This window comes from Phyllobacterium sp. CL33Tsu (assembly GCF_900113985.1).
GTDB lineage: Bacteria > Pseudomonadota > Alphaproteobacteria > Rhizobiales > Rhizobiaceae > Phyllobacterium > Phyllobacterium pellucidum.
Window position 1 is genome coordinate 488,111 of sequence record NZ_FORJ01000002.1, and the last position, 20,721, is coordinate 508,831.

The 20,721-nt window shown below is 59.2% G+C and carries 23 protein-coding genes and 1 other RNA gene; 8 read left to right on the top strand and 16 right to left on the bottom strand.

The features are described from left to right. Positions 1-29: 29 nt before the first annotated feature. The 7 genes from BM074_RS11990 to BM074_RS12020 form a co-directional block, all read right to left on the bottom strand. Positions 30-476: a hypothetical protein gene (locus BM074_RS11990; RefSeq protein ID WP_036814422.1), complete on the bottom strand. Its 447-nt coding sequence runs from the start codon at positions 474-476 to the stop codon at positions 30-32. Position 477: 1 nt separating this feature from the next. Next, on the bottom strand, positions 478-834 hold the full coding sequence (locus BM074_RS11995) for a nitrile hydratase accessory protein (protein WP_280139082.1): 357 nt from the start codon (positions 832-834) through the stop codon (positions 478-480). Continuing rightward, entirely contained in the window at positions 827-1,486 is a 660-nt protein-coding gene (gene nthB, locus BM074_RS12000; RefSeq protein WP_091922218.1) for a nitrile hydratase subunit beta, read from the bottom strand. The genes BM074_RS11995 and nthB overlap by 8 nt, the downstream gene beginning before the upstream one ends. Beyond that, positions 1,483-2,103 carry a nitrile hydratase subunit alpha gene (gene nthA / locus BM074_RS12005; RefSeq protein WP_091922219.1) on the bottom strand — a complete coding sequence of 207 codons (621 nt, stop codon included), beginning with the start codon at positions 2,101-2,103 and terminating at the stop codon, positions 1,483-1,485. The genes nthB and nthA overlap by 4 nt, the downstream gene beginning before the upstream one ends. A 38-nt stretch (positions 2,104-2,141) precedes the next feature. After that, on the bottom strand, positions 2,142-2,735 hold the full coding sequence (locus tag BM074_RS12010; RefSeq protein ID WP_027231849.1) for a LysE family translocator: 594 nt from the start codon (positions 2,733-2,735) through the stop codon (positions 2,142-2,144). A gap of 131 nt (positions 2,736-2,866) precedes the next feature. Further along, positions 2,867-3,439: an acetolactate synthase small subunit gene (ilvN, locus tag BM074_RS12015; protein ID WP_027231850.1), complete on the bottom strand. Its 573-nt coding sequence runs from the start codon at positions 3,437-3,439 to the stop codon at positions 2,867-2,869. A gap of 22 nt (positions 3,440-3,461) precedes the next feature. Then, positions 3,462-5,267, bottom strand: coding sequence for an acetolactate synthase 3 large subunit (locus BM074_RS12020; RefSeq protein WP_091922221.1), 1,806 nt, complete (start codon positions 5,265-5,267; stop codon positions 3,462-3,464). A 382-nt stretch (positions 5,268-5,649) separates the two neighbouring features. On the opposite strand from BM074_RS12020, the gene BM074_RS12025 reads away from it, so the two are divergent. Further along, the gene (locus BM074_RS12025) at positions 5,650-7,548 is read left to right on the top strand and encodes an ATP-binding protein (RefSeq protein WP_091922223.1); all 1,899 of its coding nucleotides are present in this window, start codon (positions 5,650-5,652) and stop codon (positions 7,546-7,548) included. Here the strand turns inward: BM074_RS12025 and miaA are convergent, their stop codons facing one another. Further along, on the bottom strand, positions 7,549-8,430 hold the full coding sequence (gene miaA, locus BM074_RS12030; protein ID WP_091922224.1) for a tRNA (adenosine(37)-N6)-dimethylallyltransferase MiaA: 882 nt from the start codon (positions 8,428-8,430) through the stop codon (positions 7,549-7,551). A 27-nt stretch (positions 8,431-8,457) separates the two neighbouring features. On the opposite strand from miaA, the gene serB reads away from it, so the two are divergent. Beyond that, positions 8,458-9,345 (top strand): phosphoserine phosphatase SerB, encoded by an 888-nt coding sequence (gene serB / locus BM074_RS12035; protein WP_091922226.1) that lies wholly within the window; start codon positions 8,458-8,460, stop codon positions 9,343-9,345. A gap of 27 nt (positions 9,346-9,372) precedes the next feature. Here the strand turns inward: serB and BM074_RS12040 are convergent, their stop codons facing one another. The 6 genes from BM074_RS12040 to BM074_RS12065 all read right to left on the bottom strand — a co-directional run bounded on the left by BM074_RS12040 (position 9,373) and on the right by BM074_RS12065 (position 14,807). Continuing rightward, positions 9,373-10,923 carry a DegQ family serine endoprotease gene (locus BM074_RS12040; protein WP_091922228.1) on the bottom strand — a complete coding sequence of 517 codons (1,551 nt, stop codon included), beginning with the start codon at positions 10,921-10,923 and terminating at the stop codon, positions 9,373-9,375. A 108-nt stretch (positions 10,924-11,031) separates the two neighbouring features. Next, a complete protein-coding gene (locus tag BM074_RS12045) occupies positions 11,032-11,217 on the bottom strand; it encodes a DUF2065 domain-containing protein (RefSeq protein WP_027231855.1) in 186 nt (61 codons plus the stop codon). Between the two features lie 12 nt (positions 11,218-11,229). Further along, the gene (locus tag BM074_RS12050) at positions 11,230-12,174 is read right to left on the bottom strand and encodes a protease modulator HflC (protein ID WP_091922229.1); all 945 of its coding nucleotides are present in this window, start codon (positions 12,172-12,174) and stop codon (positions 11,230-11,232) included. Beyond that, positions 12,171-13,277: an FtsH protease activity modulator HflK gene (gene hflK / locus BM074_RS12055; protein WP_091922231.1), complete on the bottom strand. Its 1,107-nt coding sequence runs from the start codon at positions 13,275-13,277 to the stop codon at positions 12,171-12,173. The genes BM074_RS12050 and hflK overlap by 4 nt, the downstream gene beginning before the upstream one ends. A 191-nt stretch (positions 13,278-13,468) precedes the next feature. After that, positions 13,469-13,969, bottom strand: coding sequence for a dihydrofolate reductase (locus tag BM074_RS12060; protein ID WP_091922233.1), 501 nt, complete (start codon positions 13,967-13,969; stop codon positions 13,469-13,471). A gap of 43 nt (positions 13,970-14,012) precedes the next feature. Further along, the gene (locus BM074_RS12065) at positions 14,013-14,807 is read right to left on the bottom strand and encodes a thymidylate synthase (protein WP_027231859.1); all 795 of its coding nucleotides are present in this window, start codon (positions 14,805-14,807) and stop codon (positions 14,013-14,015) included. A gap of 263 nt (positions 14,808-15,070) precedes the next feature. On the opposite strand from BM074_RS12065, the gene BM074_RS12070 reads away from it, so the two are divergent. Together BM074_RS12070 and BM074_RS12075 are read left to right on the top strand one after the other, a co-directional pair. Next, positions 15,071-15,466 carry a DinB family protein gene (locus BM074_RS12070; RefSeq protein ID WP_244532821.1) on the top strand — a complete coding sequence of 132 codons (396 nt, stop codon included), beginning with the start codon at positions 15,071-15,073 and terminating at the stop codon, positions 15,464-15,466. 113 nt (positions 15,467-15,579) lie between these two features. Next, positions 15,580-16,668 (top strand): NAD(P)/FAD-dependent oxidoreductase, encoded by a 1,089-nt coding sequence (locus tag BM074_RS12075; protein WP_091922235.1) that lies wholly within the window; start codon positions 15,580-15,582, stop codon positions 16,666-16,668. Positions 16,669-16,722: 54 nt separating this feature from the next. Here the strand turns inward: BM074_RS12075 and BM074_RS12080 are convergent, their stop codons facing one another. Continuing rightward, positions 16,723-17,034: a DUF2853 family protein gene (locus BM074_RS12080; protein ID WP_027231861.1), complete on the bottom strand. Its 312-nt coding sequence runs from the start codon at positions 17,032-17,034 to the stop codon at positions 16,723-16,725. 143 nt (positions 17,035-17,177) lie between these two features. On the opposite strand from BM074_RS12080, the gene ssrA reads away from it, so the two are divergent. From ssrA to BM074_RS12100, 4 genes are all read left to right on the top strand, one after another. Next, positions 17,178-17,534, top strand: a transfer-messenger RNA (tmRNA) gene (gene ssrA, locus BM074_RS12085). Between the two features lie 136 nt (positions 17,535-17,670). After that, positions 17,671-18,012: an ArsR/SmtB family transcription factor gene (locus BM074_RS12090; RefSeq protein ID WP_027231862.1), complete on the top strand. Its 342-nt coding sequence runs from the start codon at positions 17,671-17,673 to the stop codon at positions 18,010-18,012. Further along, positions 18,005-18,484 carry an SRPBCC family protein gene (locus BM074_RS12095; RefSeq protein WP_091922237.1) on the top strand — a complete coding sequence of 160 codons (480 nt, stop codon included), beginning with the start codon at positions 18,005-18,007 and terminating at the stop codon, positions 18,482-18,484. Before BM074_RS12090 ends, BM074_RS12095 begins: the two co-directional genes overlap by 8 nt. A gap of 206 nt (positions 18,485-18,690) precedes the next feature. Next, complete coding sequence (locus tag BM074_RS12100) at positions 18,691-19,248, top strand: AAA family ATPase (RefSeq protein WP_091922238.1); 558 nt, start codon at positions 18,691-18,693, stop codon at positions 19,246-19,248. 63 nt (positions 19,249-19,311) lie between these two features. Here BM074_RS12100 and BM074_RS12105 read toward each other — a convergent pair whose 3' ends face one another. Further along, positions 19,312-20,520 carry a multidrug effflux MFS transporter gene (locus BM074_RS12105; RefSeq protein WP_091922239.1) on the bottom strand — a complete coding sequence of 403 codons (1,209 nt, stop codon included), beginning with the start codon at positions 20,518-20,520 and terminating at the stop codon, positions 19,312-19,314. Positions 20,521-20,721: the final 201 nt, after the last annotated feature.

Below are 20,721 nucleotides of genomic sequence, written 5' to 3' on the forward strand. Positions count from 1 at the left end.
CAAGGAAAATGCCGCGGTATCGGCTTATACTATAGATTATCGGGATTTCCCGCCCGGATCTGCCCCTCGCCGACCCGACCGAATTTCTGGTCGGTCATGCGAAACCGGTCGCCCTTCACCTGGAGGCGCCAGCAGATCTTGTCCGCTTCACCTTCATAGGTAACGCACAGATTGTCCTTTTCCAGCGTCCACTCGCCCGCATAGGACATGCCGTTGCTGACGACCTGCTCAGGCTTGCAGCATTCGATCATCTTGCCGCGCGACTTTCCGTCGGAGGCAAGGAATTCACTGAAGTTGAACGGCGGCTCGGCCTTCACTTCGCCCGTCAGCGTCGCCCCAGTGATAAGCTTGCGCAAATCGTCTTCGCTGGACGTTGGCCAATTGTCTTCCTGCGCCATGGCGGCGCCGCCAAGAACAAGCATTGCGCACGCAAGAAGGAGAAACGCCTTCCGGCGCAGGTTCAGGGAAATCATCATTTCAGGATCGATCCGGGTCGTTTTCAAGTCTGATGGGCTCGCCGTGCGGCGTCGCGTGGGCGGCGCGTTGCCAGGATGCCGCAAGCGCTTCTACTTCGCTTCTTGCCGCAACATTCTTGGTGACGACAAGGGTTTCCAGGGCCTCAAGCCAGCAATGATAGTAATCGCTGGCGTCCTCCAGCGCGCCAGGGCGCCTCAATTCAGCCGAGAGCGCATGCGCCCATTCATCCCAGGTAAACAGGCCCCTGTCGTGCAAGGCAACAACCATGGCAAATGCCTCGGCCTGCCATGGCTCGGCAAAGACAGGACTGCCATCCTGCGACGGAAGACCCTTGGAGTGCGTGATCAGGTCACGCAGGCTCAAGATAGCTCTCCCAGGCATCGATACTGATTGTCAGCGTCGGGTCGGCCCCGTCGCCCCAAATCTCCGCAGCCGGAAAGGTCACTGTATAAACGAATTGCGGATTCTCGCCCTTGCCGTGGGCGTTGGTGTCCGGAAAGACGAAGCCCTCCCACACAGCCTCGACGACTCCTGCCTTGCCGCGGGCGTAGCGCGGCAGCCGCGTATGCGTCTGCGGATTGAAATTATGTGTTCGCACCCTGTCACCCGCCGAAAAGCGCGGCTGCGCGGTCATCGGCCGATCGCAGGGTCCACCCTTCGCCAGGGCCGCCGCGACGTTCTCCGCCTTGAGGACACGTTTCGGCTCCGTGCCCTTGCCCGCGGCATGACCCTTGCCAAGTTCCTCGGCCGACACGAAACCATGGCGCTGCAGCAATCGCTCGAGCGCCTTTATCCAGATTTCATAATAGGTGGACGAATAATAATCGGCAGGGTGCAGGCTTTCGCGCGTGTGCCGGCTTTCATCAATGTTCCAATGCCCCATTGCCCCGGCGGCTATTGTCAGGCCGAGCGCGCGCTTTTCCCATTCCGCATGAAACAGCGGCTCGTCCTTTTCCGGCGCAACCGGGCCGAATCCCATTTGCCCGCCGAGATCCTGCGGGCCGTTCATGCCGCCTCCGGGGTCAGTGCCAGCCCGGTGCCGATCATCGAATCGCGTGTGACGAGTTCCGCGAGCTGTTCCTCGCCGAAACCCTCGGTACCAGCCGGACGCAGGGGGACAACGAGGTAGCGCAGTTCGGCAGTCGAATCCCAAACGCGGATCTTCGTCGTCTCGGGCAGAATGACATCGAACTCCGCAAGCACGCCGCGCGGATCGATCACTGCCCGCGAGCGATAGGGCGGCGCCTTGTACCATACTGGCGGCAAGCCGAGCACCGACCACGGATAACAGGAGCACAAGGTGCAGACCACAAGGTTATGCGTATCGGAGGTGTTGAACACCGCTTGCATATGTTCGCCCTGGCGCCCGGCATAGCCGAGCGAGGCAATTGCTTCGGTCGCGTCGCGTTGCAGCCAACCGGCAAATTCCGGGTCGGACCAGGCCTTCGCGACCACTCTCGCCCCATTGCGCGGGCCGACTTTCGTCTCGTAGGTATCGACGATCGCATCGATGGCCTTCGGATCGACGAGACCCTTCTCTGTCAGGATCGTCTCGAGCGCCCGCACGCGCGCGGCCATGGGATCGAGTTCGTTGTCGGGGTGATGCTCGGGGTGATCGTGTGCCATGGAAAAATCTTAAGACCTTTTCCTGCCCCGGTGCAAGCTCACTTCAGCATTGGCCAGAGGCTCGCAATGAGGAGAAGCGCCATCGTGATGTTGAACCATTTAAGCCGGACGGGATCGGCGAGCCATCCCCGCATCATCTGGCCGAACGCTGCCCAGCTCGACACCGAAGGGACGTTGACGATGGCAAAAGCGATACCGACGATGAGAACCGTCAGCAGATAGGCATCCGACGAGGTGTAGGTCGCCATGGCGGTAACGGCCATGACCCAGGCTTTAGGGTTGATCCATTGGAACGCAGCGGCTTCGAAAAACGTCATCGGCCGTGCATTGCTGTCGACCGTGCCAAGCGACCGCGATGTCGCGATCTTGTAGGCAAGGTAGACGAGGTAGGCCCCGCCGGCGAACTTGAGGGCAGTGTATACCAGCGGAAAATTGTGGATGAGCGCGCCGAGGCCCAGCCCTACCGCGATAAGCAGGGTGAAGAACCCGCTGCCGATCCCGAACATGTGCGGAATCGTCCGCCTGAAACCGAAATTCACACCCGATGTCAGCAGCATCAGATTGTTCGGACCGGGGGTTATGGAGGTGACAAAGGCAAAGACGAGCAGCGTCAGGAAAATTTCGAGCGTCATGATCTAACCATGTATAAATGGAGTATAAATGAATGGCCCAAACTATATGGCCGCTCGATATCCGGCTCAACGCGTATCTTGTCAGGGATACAATTGCGCATCCCTGACATTTGGAGCCATTCCATTGGAGATTACATGCCTTGTGCGCCGCGATTCATCGCAGCCACGCCCGTGCGGCAGATCTCGACGAGGCCGATCGGCTTCATGATGGCGATGAACTGGTCAAGCTTCGAGCCTTTGCCGGTTATCTCAAAAATGAAATGCTCGACAGTGGCGTCCACGACCTTGGCGTGGAATGCCTCCGCGAGGCGCAGCGCCTCATTGCGATTGTCGCCGAAACCGGCAACCTTTACCAGGGCGAGTTCGCGTTGGATCGGCTTTTCATTGCCAAGCTCGCCTGCACGTACCGACAGGTCGACGACACGATGCACCGGCACGATGCGCTCGAGCTGGTGGCGAATCTGGTCGAGCACATGCGGCGTGCCGCGCGTCACGATGGTGATGCGCGACAGGTGCTGCTCGTGCTCCGTCTCCGAAACCGTAAGGCTTTCAATGTTGTAGCCGCGTCCGGAAAAGAGTCCGATCACCCGGGCAAGGACGCCCGGCTCATTGTCGACGAGTACCGATAGGACCGTCGTTACCGGTAGTTCGGTCTCCTTGGCGATGAAGTAGGCCGAGCCGGAGGCAAGGTTTTGCGCGTTCATGATATTTCTTTCTCCGGTTCGGTTAAACGAGCTGCCTGCCCTTGGCATCGATGGCATTGGCGACCGCTTCGTCCGTTGCTTCATCGGGCAGCAGCATTTCATTGTGCGCCTTGCCCGACGGGATCATCGGGAAGCAGTTGGCAAGATTTGCAACGCGGCAATCGAAGAGAACCGGCTTCTTGACGTCGAGCATTTCCTGGATCGCATCATCGAGGTCGCCTGGCTTCTCGCAGCGTATTCCGTGCCCGCCATAGGCCTCCGCCAGCTTGACGAAATCAGGCAAGGCTTCCGTATAGGAATGCGACAGCCGGTTGCCGTGCAGCAGTTGCTGCCATTGGCGCACCATGCCCATGTACTGGTTGTTGAGGATGAAGATCTTGATCGGCGCGTTGTACTGCACCGCCGCGCTCATCTCCTGCATCGTCATCTGCACCGAAGCATCGCCGGCAATATCGATGACCAGTGAATTCGGATGCGCGATCTGCACGCCCAGCGCCGCCGGCAGGCCATAACCCATTGTCCCGAGCCCGCCGGACGTCATCCAGCGGTTGGGCTTTTCGAAGCCGTAAAACTGCGCCGCCCACATCTGGTGCTGGCCGACCTCGGTCGTGATGTAGGTGTCGTGATCCTTCGTCAGCGCGTAGAGACGCTCCAGCGCATGTTGCGGCATGATCACGTCCTTGTTTCGCGTATAGGACAGCGATTTGCGTGCGCGCCACTTGTCGATCTGCGACCACCATTCGCCGATCGCCTTCTTGTCCGGCTGGACCGACGAGGCGCGCATCAGGCGCACCATGTCTTCAAGAACGTTGGCGACATCGCCAATGATCGGAATATCGACGCGAACGGACTTGTTGATCGAAGACGGATCGATATCGATATGAATCTTCTTCGAGTTCGGCGAAAAGGCGTTGAGCCTGCCGGTGATGCGGTCGTCGAAACGCGCGCCGATATTCAGCATGACATCGCAATCGTGCATGACCATGTTGGCTTCGTAGGTGCCATGCATGCCGAGCATGCCGAGCCAGTTCTTGCCCGATGCCGGATAGGCGCCAAGGCCCATCAGCGTCGATGTGATCGGGAAATTGCTGATCTCCACGAGTTCGCGCAAAAGCCTGCTGGCTTCATCGCCGGAGTTGACGACGCCGCCGCCCGAATAGATGACCGGACGCTTCGCGGAGGCGAGCAGCGCAACCGCCTGCTTGATCGCCTCGATATCGCCCTGGACCTTAGGGTTGTAGCTGGTGCGCGGCGCGGTTTCCGGCGGCGTATACATGCCGGTCGCGAACTGGACGTCCTTCGGAATGTCGACGAGAACCGGACCGGGCCGCCCGGTCTTGGCGACGTGGAAGGCTTCGTGCAGTACGCGCGCCAGATCGTTGACGTCCTTGACCAGCCAATTGTGCTTGGTGCAGGGGCGCGTGATGCCGACCGTATCGCATTCCTGGAACGCGTCGGAGCCGATCAGGCTGGTTGGAACCTGGCCGCTGATGCAGACAAGCGGGATCGAGTCCATCAGCGCATCCTGCAGCGGCGTCACCGCATTCGTCGCGCCGGGACCCGAGGTTACCAGCATGACGCCGACCGTGCCCGTCGAGCGGGCGTAACCTTCGGCCGCATGGCCCGCGCCCTGCTCATGGCGCACGAGGATGTGATTGATCTTGTCCTGCTGGAAGAGCTCGTCATAGATCGGAAGGACAGCACCGCCCGGATAACCGAAAATATCCTTGACGCCCTGGTCGATAAGCGCCTGGACGACCATTTCGGCGCCGGTCATTTCGCGTCGTTGCGATGCGTGGCTGTCACTATCCTGTTTTTCTGCGGTCATCGGTCTCTTCCCGTTCGATCCTGTGGCTCTCGGCCCTTCAGAAGATGATTTCGTTTAACTGAGATGCTGGTAATAAAAAAGGCCCCCGAAGGAGCCTGTGTTTCGCGCATGGGAGCTTTCGCCGGGTGCTTACAACACCCTGCCCATGCGCGATCCCACGACGATAAGAACTGTTTTCATGGTCGCGGACGATAATTTGGCATTTTCCATCCGTCAACGGCAAAAATGCAGGGATTTGGCAAATGAATCGCGATTGAGGCAAGGCGCCTGCGCATATCGTTCAAATGCAAACTACCGGGCTAACATAATCTCAATGCGTCTCAGCTTAGGGTTGTTGTGAACGATATCAGTATTCCTCCTCGCCCAGGATTGAACGCCGCCAATGAGTTCAGAAGCTTTGCCTTCCCAGCAGCCCCGTCCCTTCCTTCGCAATCGAACCGACGGTCATGTCATCGAGTGCAACGGCGAAAAGGCGATCATCCATGCGAAGTCCGGACCGTCCGTCTCTGCGTCGGAGGACTACTGGACGGTAGGCCAGCTCATCTCGATACAGGTCGCTCACAGCCGCGTTGTCGGCCTTGTCTACAAGGTCGATCTTCCCAACGCCCAATGGGAACCTGGCGAAGACCAGATCATTCACGTCCACATCGAACTCGTCGGGCAGGTCGATACGCTCAGCGACGGGACGCTGCGGTTCTCCTCCGGCATCGCCACCTATCCCTATATGGGAGCGGTGGGGCACCGTATTCGCTCGGAAGACCTCGCGGCAATCTACAACGCTACGATGACCAACACCGTGTCGGTCGGTCACCTGTCGCAAAATGCCGATATTCCCGCCCTGATCTCCATCGACAGCCTCGTATCGCGCCATTTTGCCGTCCTCGGCAGCACCGGCGTCGGCAAGTCTAGTGCAGTCTCGCTGCTCCTGCGCAAGATTATCGCCCAGCGTCCCGATCTGCGCGTCCTGATCCTCGATCCGCACAATGAATTTTCAAGTGCGTTTCCCGAGCACGCCATTTCGATCGATTACACAACATTCGACCTGCCCTACTGGCTATTCCGGCTGGAGGAATTCGCCGAGGCAGTCTTCCGCGGACGCCCATCGGTTGCAGCGGAAGTCGATATATTGCGTGATCTGATCCCGCTCGCCAAGGAGCGCTTTGCCAGCGCGGAAGGGACTACCAGCGCATCGCTCCTCAAAAAGGACCGCGATTATTCTTCCATGACGGCCGATACGCCCTCGCCGTACCGGATCACCGACCTGATAAAGCTTATTGATGAGCGTATCGGCCAGCTCGAAGGCAAGCCGGACCGGCCGACGATGAAAGCGCTAAAGCAGCGCTTGCAGGCGCTTGTCGCCGATCCGCGCTACCGCTTCATGTTCTCGGCGCCGACGACCATGGACACGATGCGCCAGACGATCGGCCACATATTCCGCATACCGAAGAACGACCGGCCGATCTGCGTTTTCCAATTGGCCGGCCTGCCATCCGAAGTCGTGAACTCCGTTGCGTCGGTGCTATGCCGCCTGGCGTTTGACCTTGCACTTTCGAGCGACGGGCGCGTGCAGACCCTTGTCGTGTGCGAAGAAGCGCATCGCTATATTCCCGCCGATCCGAATGGCGGTTTCTGGCCGACCCGCCAGGCCGTTGCCCGCATTGCCAAGGAGGGACGCAAATACGGCGTCTATCTTGCCGTCATCACGCAGCGCCCGGGCGAACTCGACCCGACGATCCTGTCTCAGTGCAGCACGGTCTTCGCCATGCGGCTCGGCAATGAGCGCGACCAGGAAATCATCCGCGGCGCCATAACCGGCGCGTCGCAGAGTACGATCGGGTTTCTTTCATCCATCGCCAATCGCGAGGCCATAGCCTTTGGGGAAGCTGTTCCGACCCCGATGCGCATGATGTTCGAGACGATTGCGCCGGATCAATTGCCTGCCGCGCACATGGCAAGGACCCAGCAATCGTCCCGGCTTGGCGATACACATGTTTCGCTCGACATGATCCTGACGCGCATGCGCCAGCTCAATGCGGCGGAAAACAACAGTGGCGACGACAGCGACTTCGACGATCTGGATGGGATAATGGCTCACGCGACGCCGCAATCGTTTGCAGCGCCACGTCCTCAACCACCAGTCGCGACAGATCCCGTGCGCGCGCAATGGCGGACGCTCGATGCGGCGATGCGCAATGACGAGCAAGCCAAGCTGCAGCAGGAAAGTAGCGAACGTTTCCGGGCCAGCGATCTCATCCGCACCTTCCGCACCGACAAGCCCTGATCAAGGATAGGCCAGGCGCTCCCAATCGTCGCCGAGCTGGTTGCGAAACCACGTCATTTGCCGCTTGGCATATTGGCGCGTGGCGACAATGGCGCGATTGGCCGCTTCCTCGGCGCTCGACCGGCCTTCAATGACTTCCGCGATCTCCTTGACGCCGATCGCCCGCATCGCAGGCAATTCGTTTGGCAGTTGCAGGGCCAGCAGTTGGGAGACCTCCTCGATCGCGCCCGATGTCATCATGGTTTGAAAGCGCATGGCAATGCGCTCGCCGAGCCACGCCCTGTCCGGATCGATGACGATCTTGCGCGTCGTCCGGGGATCGATCAGCGGGCGTCCGGTCTCCTTTTGCCAATCGACGATAGAACGGCCCGATGCATCGATAACCTCCAGCGCACGCACAATCCTTTGGCTGTCCGAGGGCCGTAAGATCGATGCAGCCAGTGGGTCCTTCCCGGCAAGGATCGCATGCAATTTGTTGGCTCCGTGCTCCGCGTCCTGACGCCGCCAGTGCGCTCTGATTTCTGCGGGAATATCCGGCATGGCCGAGAGCCCGCCCAAAAGCGCCCGGAAATAAAGTCCTGTGCCGCCCACAAATACGACAGGCTTGTCTGACAGTTCCGGACGCCCCAGCAGCGCCTCGACATCTGCAAGCCAACGGCCGGTCGAATAGGCAAATGCAGGCGAAATATGGCCGTATAGATAATGTGGCGCGATCTCGAGATCGTGGGCACTCGGCCGCGCCGTCAGAAGGTTCAATACGTCGTAGACCTGCATTGAATCGGCGTTGACGATCACCCCGCCCGCTTCCCTTGCCAAACGAAGCGCAAGCGCCGACTTGCCGCTTGCCGTCGGTCCAGCTATCAGGATCGCCTGTCTTGTCACATCAACCGCCCGATCGGAAATTGTCCCATGCCTTTGATGGCCACCCTCATCGCAAATCCCGCCATGGCGGGCCTTTCGCCTTCGCTCGGGATTAAAGCCTCGGCGGCGGTCAATGCAACAGGTGTTTATTGGCTGGCCGATGGAATCGCCTGCGATATTGCGCTGAAAGATGGCACCGATCCGGCCGAAGCCCATGCGCTGCTTGCGGATGCGCTCGGCGGCAGCCCCATCGATATCATGGTGCAGGACCAGAATGCACGGCGCAAAAAGATCCTGATTGCTGACATGGACTCCACCATGATCCAGCAGGAATGCATCGACGAACTCGCCGAGGAAGCAGGCCTGCGCGACAAGGTTGCGGCCATCACGGCAAGGGCAATGAACGGGGAGATCTCCTTCGAGCCAGCCTTGCGCGAACGTGTTTTGCTCTTGAAGGGCCTCCCCTACAGTGTCATCGACAAGGTCATTGCCAGCCGCATCACGCTGATGCCGGGCGGTCCTGAACTGGTGCGGACGATGAAGAAATTCGGCGCCTATACCGCCCTCGTTTCCGGCGGCTTCACGGTGTTCACCCAGCGCATAGCCGATATGATCGGCTTTCACGAAAACAGCGCCAATACATTGCTTGACGACGGAAAGATGCTGACCGGCGAAGTCCGGGAGCCCATTCTTGGCCGCGAGGCGAAGGTTGCCGCCTTGAAATCGATCTGCGACCGTTTCAACCTGTCGCCAAGTGAGGCGATTGCCGTGGGCGACGGGGCCAACGATCTCGGCATGCTGCAGCTTGCCGGAACCGGCGTTGCGCTTCACGCCAAGCCTGTCGTTGCCGAGCAGACACGCGTTCGCATCGACCATGGTGACCTGACGGCGCTGCTTTACGTGCAGGGTTACCGCAAGACGGATTTCGTGATTTGAGGCGGCGGCCAAGCCCGCCGCGCTCCATCAATTCATCTGCAGTGTAACGAACCGCAACTCGCCGGTTTTTGAAGCCAGCATGAGCAGCGCGTTCTTGCGGCCCTCGTCGCGCAGCTTTTCGATGCGCGCCGCGACGTCCTCAGGCGTCGAAACCGTTTCCTGCGCGATATCGACTATGACGTCGCCGGCTTCGATACGCTTGTTGGCGGCAATCGAGTCTTTCTGCACTTCGGTGACGAGAACACCCTGCACTTCCTTGGCGATGCCGAACGACTTCCGGCTGTCATCGTCGAGCGACCCGAGGGTCATGCCGAGGACATCGACGCCGTGCAGGGCATTGTTATCCTCGCCCTGACTGGATTGGTCATCCTTCTTGGCCTGCTGATCGGTATCTTCGAGCCTGCCGAGCTTGACCTTGACGGTCTGCTCCTTGCCCTTGCGGATGACGACGACATCGACTTCCTTGCCAACCGGGCTCTCCGCGACCACGCGCGGCAGGTCCTTGACATTGTTGACGTCCCTGCCGTCGAAACGCGTGATCACGTCGCCGGCAAGAATCGAACCATCGGCGACGGGGCCGCCATCGATGATCCCGGCGACGAGCGCGCCCTTGCTCGACGGCATGCCGAGGCTTTCGGCAATCTCGTCGGTCACCGGCTGAATGCGCACGCCAAGCCAGCCGCGGCGCGTTTCGCCGAACTCGCGCAACTGGGCGATGACGCCGGAGGCAAGCTCTGCCGGAATGGCAAAGCCGATGCCGATCGACCCGCCGGTCGGGGAAATGATCGCAGTGTTGATGCCGATCACCTCACCGTACATGTCAAACAGCGGGCCACCGGAATTGCCCCGGTTGATGGCCGCATCCGTCTGGATGAAGTTGTCGTAGGGTCCGGAATTGATATCGCGATTGCGCGCCGAGACAATGCCGAGCGTAACCGTGCCACCGAGGCCGAACGGATTGCCGATGGCCATAACCCAGTCGCCGATCCGCGTCTTGGCGGAATCGCCGAACTTGACAGCAACGAGCTTGTGTTTCTTCGGATCGACCTTCAGCACGGCAAGATCAGTCTTCGTGTCCTTGCCGACGAGTTCTGCCTTGAGCTTCGAGCCGTCGTTGAAATTGACTTCAATCTCGTCGGCGTCGGCGATCACGTGGTTGTTGGTGACGACGATGCCTTGCGCTGCATCCACCACAAAGCCGGAGCCGAGCGACTGGACCTGATGCGAGGGATTGTTCTGTCCGGGCTTCTGCTTGCCGAAATACTCATCGAAGAATTCCTGGAAGGGCGAGCCTTCCGGAACCTTCGGCATGGGTACCGGACCTGACTCGCCATCCTGACCCTTGACGGTCTGGGACGTCGAAATGTTGACCACGGCGTCAAGAAGCCCTTCGGCAAGATCAGCGACCGAAGCTGGACCTTGAGCCCGCGGCTGCAGGCTGTTCGGTACCGGCGCCGCCTGCGCCTGCGCAAATGCGTGATTGACAGACAAGGGAGTAGCGCCCGCTGCAACCAATGCAATCAGCGCCGCTGCTGCCGTGGTGGAACGGAAGGAGGTGCGACCAGTGTTTAGAACCATGCGTTCGGTCCCCTATCGGTTAACGTGGAAATAATACAACAGAACGGTGAGAGTAGACAAAAATATGGCCGCCGACACAAAGGTTTGATGAACGGCGGCCTTGACCACTTATCCGCGTGCAAGCCAGACGATGGCAACACCGATCGCCACCGCCGCCACGCCGGCGATCCGCAGGAACCCGTCAGGCTGCTCGCTGACGTCGCGTGCGACGCGCTTGGCTACCACGGGAAAACAGCCGTAGAGCACGCCCTCGAACACGAGGAACAGCCCTACGGCATCGAGAAAGTCTACCATGAGAGCCTGCCCCTATTGCGGGGCAGGCGCAGGAGCGGCCGGCGCCGGCGAGGTGGCGCCGCTCACCGGAGGAAGGTTTCCATTCGAGTCCTGGAAATAGCGGAAGAACTCGGAATTGGGCGAAAGCACCATCGTCGTTCCAGTATTGTCGAGAGCGGTGCCATAGGCCGTCATCGACCGGTAGAACGAGAAGAAATCCGGATCCTTGGAGAACACTTCGGCAAAGACGCGGCTGCGCTCACCTTCGCCCTCGCCTCGCATGATTTCCGATTCCTTGCGGGCTTCGGCAATGATCTCGACCACCTGGCGGTCGGCGATCGCCTTGATTCGCTGGGCTGCTTCACGGCCGCGGGCGCGCAGGCGTTCGGCTTCCGCAAGGCGCTCCGCCTTCATCCGGTCGAAGGTCTGCTGCGAGACTTCCTGGGTGAGATCAGTCCGTCGTATACGTACGTCGGTGATCTTAAGGCCAAGCGATTCCGCATCGGGACGCAGCTGTTCACGTACCTCATGCATCATGCCGGCGCGCTCATCAGACAGCGCAGCCTCGAAACCGCGCAAACCATAGACACCACGCAACGAGGCATCGAGACGGGTACGCAGGCGGGCTTCCGCCAGTGTAACGTCACCCGACACGGTCTGCCGGAACTTACGCGGGTCGGTGATCTGGTAAACGAGGAAGGCATCGACTTCGTAGAACTTGCCGCCGGAGACCTGCACGCGGATATTGTCGAGTTCGAAGCTCAGGAGACGATCTTCGATCATCTGGACATTGTCGGCTTCCAGAAAGCCGAACGGCAGTTTGAAATAGATGCCGGGGTCGGATTTCACGTCGACGATCTGGCCGAAGCGCAGGACGATTGCCTGCTGGCCGGCGCGAACGACGAAAATCGACGAATAGACCAGCAAGGCGACAAGGGCGATGAGGCCGACGATGATGGGGAGGCGGTTCTGGGTCATTGCTTCGCCCCCTCGGCTGCCGGACGCTGCTGCTGCTTGGTCAGTTCCGTCAGAGGCAGGTAAGGAACGACGCCCTGGCCGCTCTGATCGACAATCACTTTATTGGAGTCCTTCAGGACACGCTCCATTGTTTCGAGGAACAGACGCTTGCGGGTAACCTCCGGCGCCTTCACATATTGATCGTAGACTGAGGTAAAGCGCTGCGCCTCACCCTGGGCTTCCTGCACGATACGGTTCTTGTAAGCGGCCGCATCTTCGCGGATCTGTGCGCCCTCACCGCGGGCCTGACCGAGCTTCTGGTTGGAATACTGGTTCGATTCTTCGACAAAACGGTCTTCGTCCTGCTCGGCGCGCTGCACTTCATCGAAGGCATCGGCGACCTCGCGCGGCGGTGCCGCATCCTCGATCGATACGGCATTGATCTGCATGCCAGCGCCATAATCGTCGAGCGTCTTCTGGATAATACCGCGCACGTCGTTGGCAATGCCCGCACGATTGTCACGGAAAATGTCCTGCGCCGGACTGCGGCCGACGATCTCGCGCATGGCGCTCTCGGACACCTGCTGCACCAGATTCTCCGGGTTTTCGACATGGAAGAGATAGGCGACAGGATCGGAAACGCGGTAGAGCACGGAGAACTGGACGTCGACGATATTCTGGTCGCCCGATAGCATCAGGCCTTCCTTGGCGCCGCGTGCGCCCTGACCGCCGATGTTCTTCTGTTTTTCGACGATCTCGACCTTTTCATAGGATTCGATCGGCCAGAAATGGAAATGCAGGCCAGGTTCGGCGATATCGGGCTTCGGCTTGCCGAAGCGCAGTTCAACCGCGCGCTCATCCGGCTGCACCGTATAGACCGACTGGAAAAGCCAGAAAGCAACGAGAACGAGGGCTGCAATCCCCCAAAAAGCAGGGCTGCCGCCGGAACGCCCAGGCAGAGCCTGACGCAAACGATCCTGACCGCGACGGAGTATGTCTTCGAGGTCCGGCGGATTACCGCCACCGCCCCCTTGCGGCTTCTGGCCCCATGGACCCCCACCACCACTATTGTTACCGCCGCCACCCCATGGGCCGCCGCCGCCGTTCTGATTACTCCAGGGCATTCCTACCTCATATTTTGAAGGAAAACGCCAACCCCTTGGCTTCCTCCCACTGTCACGATGTCCCGTTTATAGGGATGGCAGGGCACGCTTTCAACGCGCGCGGCCGGATTTCGCGCGAATTTGGTAAAAAGCCGAACGATTATGGTTCCTTATCACGATATTTTCATATCGCGCGCAGTTTATACGCGCGCTCAGCGGCGCTCGTAGACGGCAAACCGCGTCGGATAATTGTCCTTCTCGCCAGCCGGGAATTCCTCGCTGGAAACCTCGGCCCAGATCTTGGGATCGATCGGCGGAAAGTGCACGTCGCCATCGATGTCAGCGAGCACCCAGGTCACGTAGAGCCGGTCGACGCGGTTCAAGGTCTGGCGAAAGATTTCGCCCCCACCAATGATGCAGATCTCGTCGACCTTGTCGGCAGAGGCATGACTGCCGGCCACGACCAGCGCTTCATCGACGGAGCGAACCGCAATGACGCCATCGACTCCGAAGGCAGCGTCGCGCGTTACGACGATATTGGTGCGTCCGGGCAACGGGCGGCCGAGCGAATCCCAGGTCTTGCGGCCCATGATGATAGGCTTGCCCATTGTCGTCGCCTTGAAGCGCTTCAGATCCGAGGACAGCCGCCAAGGCAGGCCGTTCTCTCGTCCGATGACGCCGTTTTCGGCAATTGCAACCACGAAACTGATCATGCTGACATCGTCCGTTCTTAATGAGCACCCGCGACGAAAAAACCTAAACGGCGATCGGCGCCTTTATGCTGGATTCGGCGACGTAATCTATCAGACGGAAATCGTCATATTTGAAGGCAAAGAGGTCCGTTACCGCCGGATTGATGTGCATCTTCGGCAGGGGACCGGGCGTTCGGCCAAGCTGCAACCTGGCCTGTTCGAAATGGTTCGAATAGAGATGCGCATCGCCAAGCGTGTGGACAAAATCGCCGGGCTTCAGGCCTGTTACCTGCGCCACCATCATCGTCAGCAGCGCGTAGGAGGCGATGTTGAAGGGTACGCCCAGGAAAATATCGGCCGAGCGCTGGTAGAGCTGGCAGGAAAGCTTTCCATCCGAAACGTAAAACTGGAACAGGCAATGGCATGGCGGCAGGGCCATCTCGTCGACAAGCGCCGGATTCCACGCCGAAACAATCAGGCGCCGCGAATGCGGGTTGGTCTTTATCGCCTCGACCACATTGGCAATCTGGTCGATGTGCCGCCCATCGGCGGCCGGCCAGGAACGCCACTGGTAGCCGTATACCGGCCCAAGGTCGCCGTTCTCATCGGCCCACTCATCCCAGATGGTGACACCGTGCTCATTCAAATAGGCGATGTTGGTATCGCCCTCGAGAAACCACAGCAACTCATGGATAATGGACTTGAGGTGGAGCTTCTTCGTCGTCAGCAGCGGGAAGCCTGCCGAAAGATCAAACCGCATCTGGTAGCCGAACACGGAACGTGTCCCGGTACCGGTCCGGTCGCCGCGGTCGACGCCTGTGTCCAGGACATGCTGGAGAAGATCGAGATAAGTGCGCATGCCTCCTTCTTAGCAGATTCGACCGGCGAAAAACCATCGCTTTCGCCAATCCACAGTATCCCGGCTTCAGAGCGCATGAGGGCATAAGCCTCGCGTATGAGCATCAAAGCTCTGATAGATTCGATTTGTCTGAGGTGAAATCGACATCCACTTTTTGATGACACGTCATTTTGAATTTGATTGAATAGCAAGAGAGACACAAGCATCAGTGGAAAATACTTTAATCCATTACAAAACAGCGTATTGCGCAGACGAGGTTTACAATGAGTTCACAGGTTCTTCTCAAATCCCTTTTTGAGTATAAGGCTTGGGCAAATGATACGCTCTATCGGGCGATGCTCGAGATCGGTGATGAAAATTCTCCTTCCTATCGCACGGCCTTGAGCACGCTCAATCACGCTCATATCGTCGATCGAATCTTCATGGCGCATCTTAAGGGACGAAGCCATTCCTACAGCACCAATGAGCCGGACGGCGTGCCTGCCGCAGATCGATTATTCTCCGATGTGCGCGAGACTGACGCGTGGTACATCGGTTACATGCGCAATGTCACTTCTGCAGAACTGTCGGAAATCGTGGCATTCCAATTCACCGACGGCAAGCCGGGGCGTATGTCCCGCGAAGAGATGCTGGCGCATGTGATTACCCATGGCAGCTAACATCGCGGTGAAGTGGGCCGGCTGCTACCCCAAGTGTCGGATGCGGCATCCGGCGATGTCTTTGCCGGTTTTCTCCACAGGACGGATCCCAGCCGTCGCAATTTCGAGAGCAAATGAGGTCCATGAAAATTATCGTCGTCGGCGCCGGCATTATCGGCGCATCAATTGCCCGCTCGCTGGCGAAAGCCGGCGCTGAAGTCACCGTGCTCTACGAGCACGCGGGCGGCGTTGCGACCGCTGCCTCCTTCGCCTGGATCAACGCGACCTGGGGCAATCCGGAACCCTATTTCCGGCTGCGACGTAGCGCGATGGCTGAGTGGCGGCAGCTTGCATCGCAATTGCCGGACATGCCGCTACGCTGGTGCGGCAGCCTGTGCTGGGACCTCGCGCCTGATGAATTGCATGCCTATCTGACCGAGCACGGACGCTGGGGCTACGATATCAGGCACGTTGGCCGTGCTGAGGCTTCCAATCTGGAGCCAAACCTCGCAGAACATCCGGACTTCGCGGTTGCCGTTGCGGAGGAAGGCGCAGTCGAGCCGGTCGACGCCGCGCGCATACTGCTTGCCGATGCGCGAGCCCACGGCGCAACGTTGATCGACAATGTGACCGTCACCGCCCTGCGCGAGGAAGGTGGGCGTATTACCGGCGTCCGGACCTCTTCCGGTGAAATGACGGCCGACATGGTGGTGCTCACCGCCGGAGCCGCTGTTACCAAGCTTGCGGCGTCTGTCGGCGTTACAGTGCCGCTTGAGACGCCGCCCGGTTTGATAGTTCATTCCAAGCCGACACGGCAGAGATTGAATGGATTGGTGATTGCGCCAGAAGTCCACATGCGTCAGACGGCGGCCGGGCGCATCATTGCCGGCAGCGATTTCGCGGGAAGCGAGCCCGGCGACGATCCTGGCCAAACCGCGGAAGCTCTCTTCGCCAAGGTCAAGGCAATGTTTCGGGATGCAGACGATATTGCCCTTGAGTTTCACACGATAGGATATCGCCCGACGCCTGCGGACGGATTTCCCGTCATTGGCCGGCCAGAAGGTTGCGACGGCCTTTACATTGCCGTCATGCATTCAGGTGTCACCCTCGCCCCCTTGGTAGGAACCATGGTCGGCGGCGAAATCATGACGCAGGCTGTAGATGAACGCCTCGCGCCTTATAGGCTGGAGCGATTTGAAGTCGCCGGCCGCGCGGCCTCCTGACGCAAAATCCCCGGCGCACGGCCAGGGATTTCACATCGATCAGGAAAGCGTGGATCAGAGGCTTCCGAGGGCGCCGAGTGCTTTCGCCGTCAAATAGTAGAAGGTGACACGGCTCTTGGTGTTGTCAGCCTTCATGGCCGCACAAACAGACTCGATCGCGGCTTCCGCCTTGGCGGTGTCGGTGAGGCCAAGTTTCTTTTCTACCCAGTTGGTACGTACCCGCTTGAGTTCATCAGGGTCCGTGCAGGATACCAGAGACGAGTCGCGGTTGCGCAGGGCAATGCCGAGGTGCTTGACGATCTTGGCAACAGTCGCCTCATCGGCAGCTGCGTCGTAATGGCGTACATCCTTCAAATAGTCAGTCATGGAAATTCCCCTGCTTGCTGGGTGCAATGCCCCGCATTGCAGCCTCCCTGAAACCTGAAGACGCCTCGCGACTGGCCGACGCATGAGGCGGTGACTCTGTATACAAGTCGAAACATTCCCCAGCAACGATTTGAAGTCAATGCACTCTTTCAATTCAACAAATCAGGCCCTATATAAGTCGTGCCGGCTTCGGTCGGCTATGGTGATAAACGGACGATGCAATAAGCCCATTGGACCCGGGGGCAGTACCCGGCGCCTCCACCACAATGCAGCCGAGACGCTGCCTTGTGGCGGGGGCGACACAGGATCGACAAGGGTGTAAAGATCGCTCTTTTGCCCGGCATTGTACCACCGTTATCGGGCTAACTCAGTAGTTGCAAACGACAACTATGCGGAAGCACGTCTCGCCGCTTAATGCGGTGCGATAGCTTCAAATCAAGTCCTAGGGGTTCGCACTTCTAGGCGGGGTTCGGAGGCACCTGGCAACAGAAGCCTCCACTTTGTTCCCTGTTCTTTCAACAATATTCGCCTCAGGACCGCGCCCGATAGACGTTTTCGTTTGTCGATGACGCTTGACCGCCATCAACGCAGGGTGTACTAAACTCCAAAGTTAAATAACCATTCGGTTTTGTCCAGATGACGCCTGATCGACTCGACACAATATTTTCAGCGCTCGCTGACCCAACGCGCCGTGCAATCCTGGCACGCTTGTCGCTTGGAACGACCTCGGTCACTGAACTCGCGCAGCCGTTCGACATGTCAGGACCTGCAATTACCAAACATCTGAAGGTGCTTGAACGGGCGGGCCTTGTGATCCGAAGCCGTGAAGCGCAGTGGCGACCCTGCAGCCTCGATGCCAAGCCTTTGAAGGAAGCGACCGACTGGCTCGAACGCTACCGCCAGTTCTGGGAAAGCAGCTTCGACCGACTGGAAGACTATCTGCACGAAGTACAAAACAACGGAGAGCAAGATGGCTGATACCAATAGGGCCCACGTGACGAATGACACTGCGGGACGCATCCTTACCATCACACGACTGTTCAATGCGCCGCCTGCCATCGTCTTCACGGCCTTCGCCAACCCGAAACGGATGATGCAGTGGCTCGGTCCGCGTGATTATCCGGCAACCCAGGTGGAAGCGGACTTTCGCGTTGGCGGCAAGTGGCGCGCGTGCCTCGATTCGGCAGCGACGGGGAAAAAACTCTGGCACGGCGGCGTCTACCAGCAGATTGTACCCAATCGAACACTGGCCTTCACCTTTGCCTGGGACCAGGAGGACGGTAAGCCTGGAAACGAGACCCTTGTCCACATCACCTTTGAAGATCAGGCGGCGAAGACGCTGATGACATTCCGCCAGAGCGTTTTCGAGACGGCGGAAAGTTGCGACGGCCATGTCACCGGCTGGAACAGCGCCTTCGACCGCCTCGAAGCTCTGCTCGCACGCGAATAATTCGGACTGCAAATCGGGGTGGCGATGGTTCGTCGCCGCCCTTATGATAGCGATGGCATTCGATTCGGTGCTCGTGCACCCTCCCCGCGCTAGCCCATGCGCACTCCCCAAATTCCCAAATTTCAATCGGCCCGGATCTTACAGTCTGTGCCTGACGTCAACGCGTGACGAGTTGCGGTCTCCGCAACCGTCGAGCCGGAGCATTTATGCAGCAACACATCCAGAACAATTTCATCATTCTCACCGGCGGTCCGGGCTCGGGCAAGACGAGCCTGATCTCAGCCCTTGGCCAGCGCGGATACGCAACCTCGACCGAGGCCGGGCGCGCAATCATCCACCATCATCAGATAGTGGATGGCCCTGCCGTGCCATGGAAGGACCCCGCCATCTTCGCGGAACTAATGCTGTCGTGGGAGATGCGATCCTACGATAGCGCAGCCGACAGCGCCGACCTCGTCTTCTTCGATCGCGGCGTGCCCGACATTGTTGGCTATCTGGAGCTTAGCGGCCTTGAAGTTCCCGCCCATGTCCGCGAGGCAGCAGGGATATTCCGCTACAACCCGACGGTTTTCATTCTGCCGCCGTGGTCGGAGATATTTACACAGGATACAGAGCGCAAACAAACGCTTGAAGAGGCCGAGCGGACCTTTCACGCAATGGTTTCGGCCTACAGCGATTGCGGCTATGCGCTCGTCGAGGTTCCACGCGTGCCGATTTCGGAGCGGGTCGCCTTCCTTATCGAAACCATAGGCGCCGTCCCTTGACGACAAAGGCTCCCGGAACGCGCGTTCCGGGAGCCTTCGCATGCTTCTGACGGAGGATCAGAATTATTCGGCAGCGGCTCCCGCCTCAACGACGCGGCGCCTGCCGATTGTTGCCTGGGTAAGAACGAAAGCGCCAACCGCACAAAGAGCGATGCCTATGGCCATCGGCAGGGCCGTGCCGTCGAAAAACACGCCGGCAATGACCATCGCTATCGCCGAGGTGACGAAATGCAGCATACCCATCAGCGCCGACGCCGTACCGGCGATTTCACCGTGGTCCTCAAGCGCCAGAACCGAAGTTGTCGGGATGACGAGGCCGAGGAAGCCGTATCCAACAAAGAGGAACGCCGCCATCACCGGCAGTTGATTGATACCAAGGCTCATGACCACGACCATCGCCGCCATGGTGAGCGCGAACGCCGTGACCGCCATACGCATGACGCGGACGAGGCCAAAGCGGTCGCCGAGCCAGCCGGTCAATTGCGATACAGCAAAGAACGACACGGCATTGATCGAGAACGCTATGCTGTATTGGGTTGGCGTCAGCCCATAGTGATCGATCAGCACGAATGGCGAGTTCGCGAGATAGACAAGGAAACTGGAAATGCCGAGGCCGCCGATAAAAGTGAGCGTCAGGAAATTCCGGTCGCCAAGAAGCAGGCGGTAGGCCGACATGGCGCTGCCAAGGCCGCTTTCGGCACGCGCCTCGGATGGGCGCGTTTCCTTGAGCTGAGTCGATAGCAGGATAAGGCCGATGAAGGCGGCGATCATCACCGCCCAGAAAACACCGCGCCAACCGTAAAATTCGATGACGGCACTGCCCGTCAGCGGCGCCAGGATCGGCGAAATGCTAAAGACCAGCATCAGCAGCGACATCAGGCGGGCCGCCTGGACGCCCGTGTGCATGTCACGGACGATCGCCCGCGGAATGACCATCCCGGCGGCGCCGCCAATTCCCTGCAGGAAGCGGAAGGCGACGAGCGTCTCGATATCCTGCGCAAGGGCGCAGCCGATGCTGGCGACGGCAAAGAGGCCGATGCCTATGTAGAGGGGCGCCTTGCGGCCCCACATGTCGGACAAGGGACCGTACAACAACTGGAAAATTGCAAAGGAAATGAAGAATGCCAGTAGGCTCAGCTGTACGGCGCTGTTTTCTGCCCCGAGTTCCCTGCCGATCGATGGCATGGCCGGCAAGTACATGTCGATGGCAAATGGGCCGATCGCAGTGAGAAGACCGAGGATGAGAGCGTTGCGAAAGAAGGATGTCGTCATGATGCCAAATCTTTCAAAAGCTGCGGCGCAGAAACCGGATTGTTTCCGCGGTGCCTTGCGATCAGGATGAGGTTTGACGGAGCGCACAGTCTTGGGAGGAAGTACACGTACCGCGTTAATTGGCGTGTCAACAATTTTGGACACGAGTGTCAAATTAGACACCATTGTCTAAAACGTCAAGACGCCTTATCTTTCATTCAT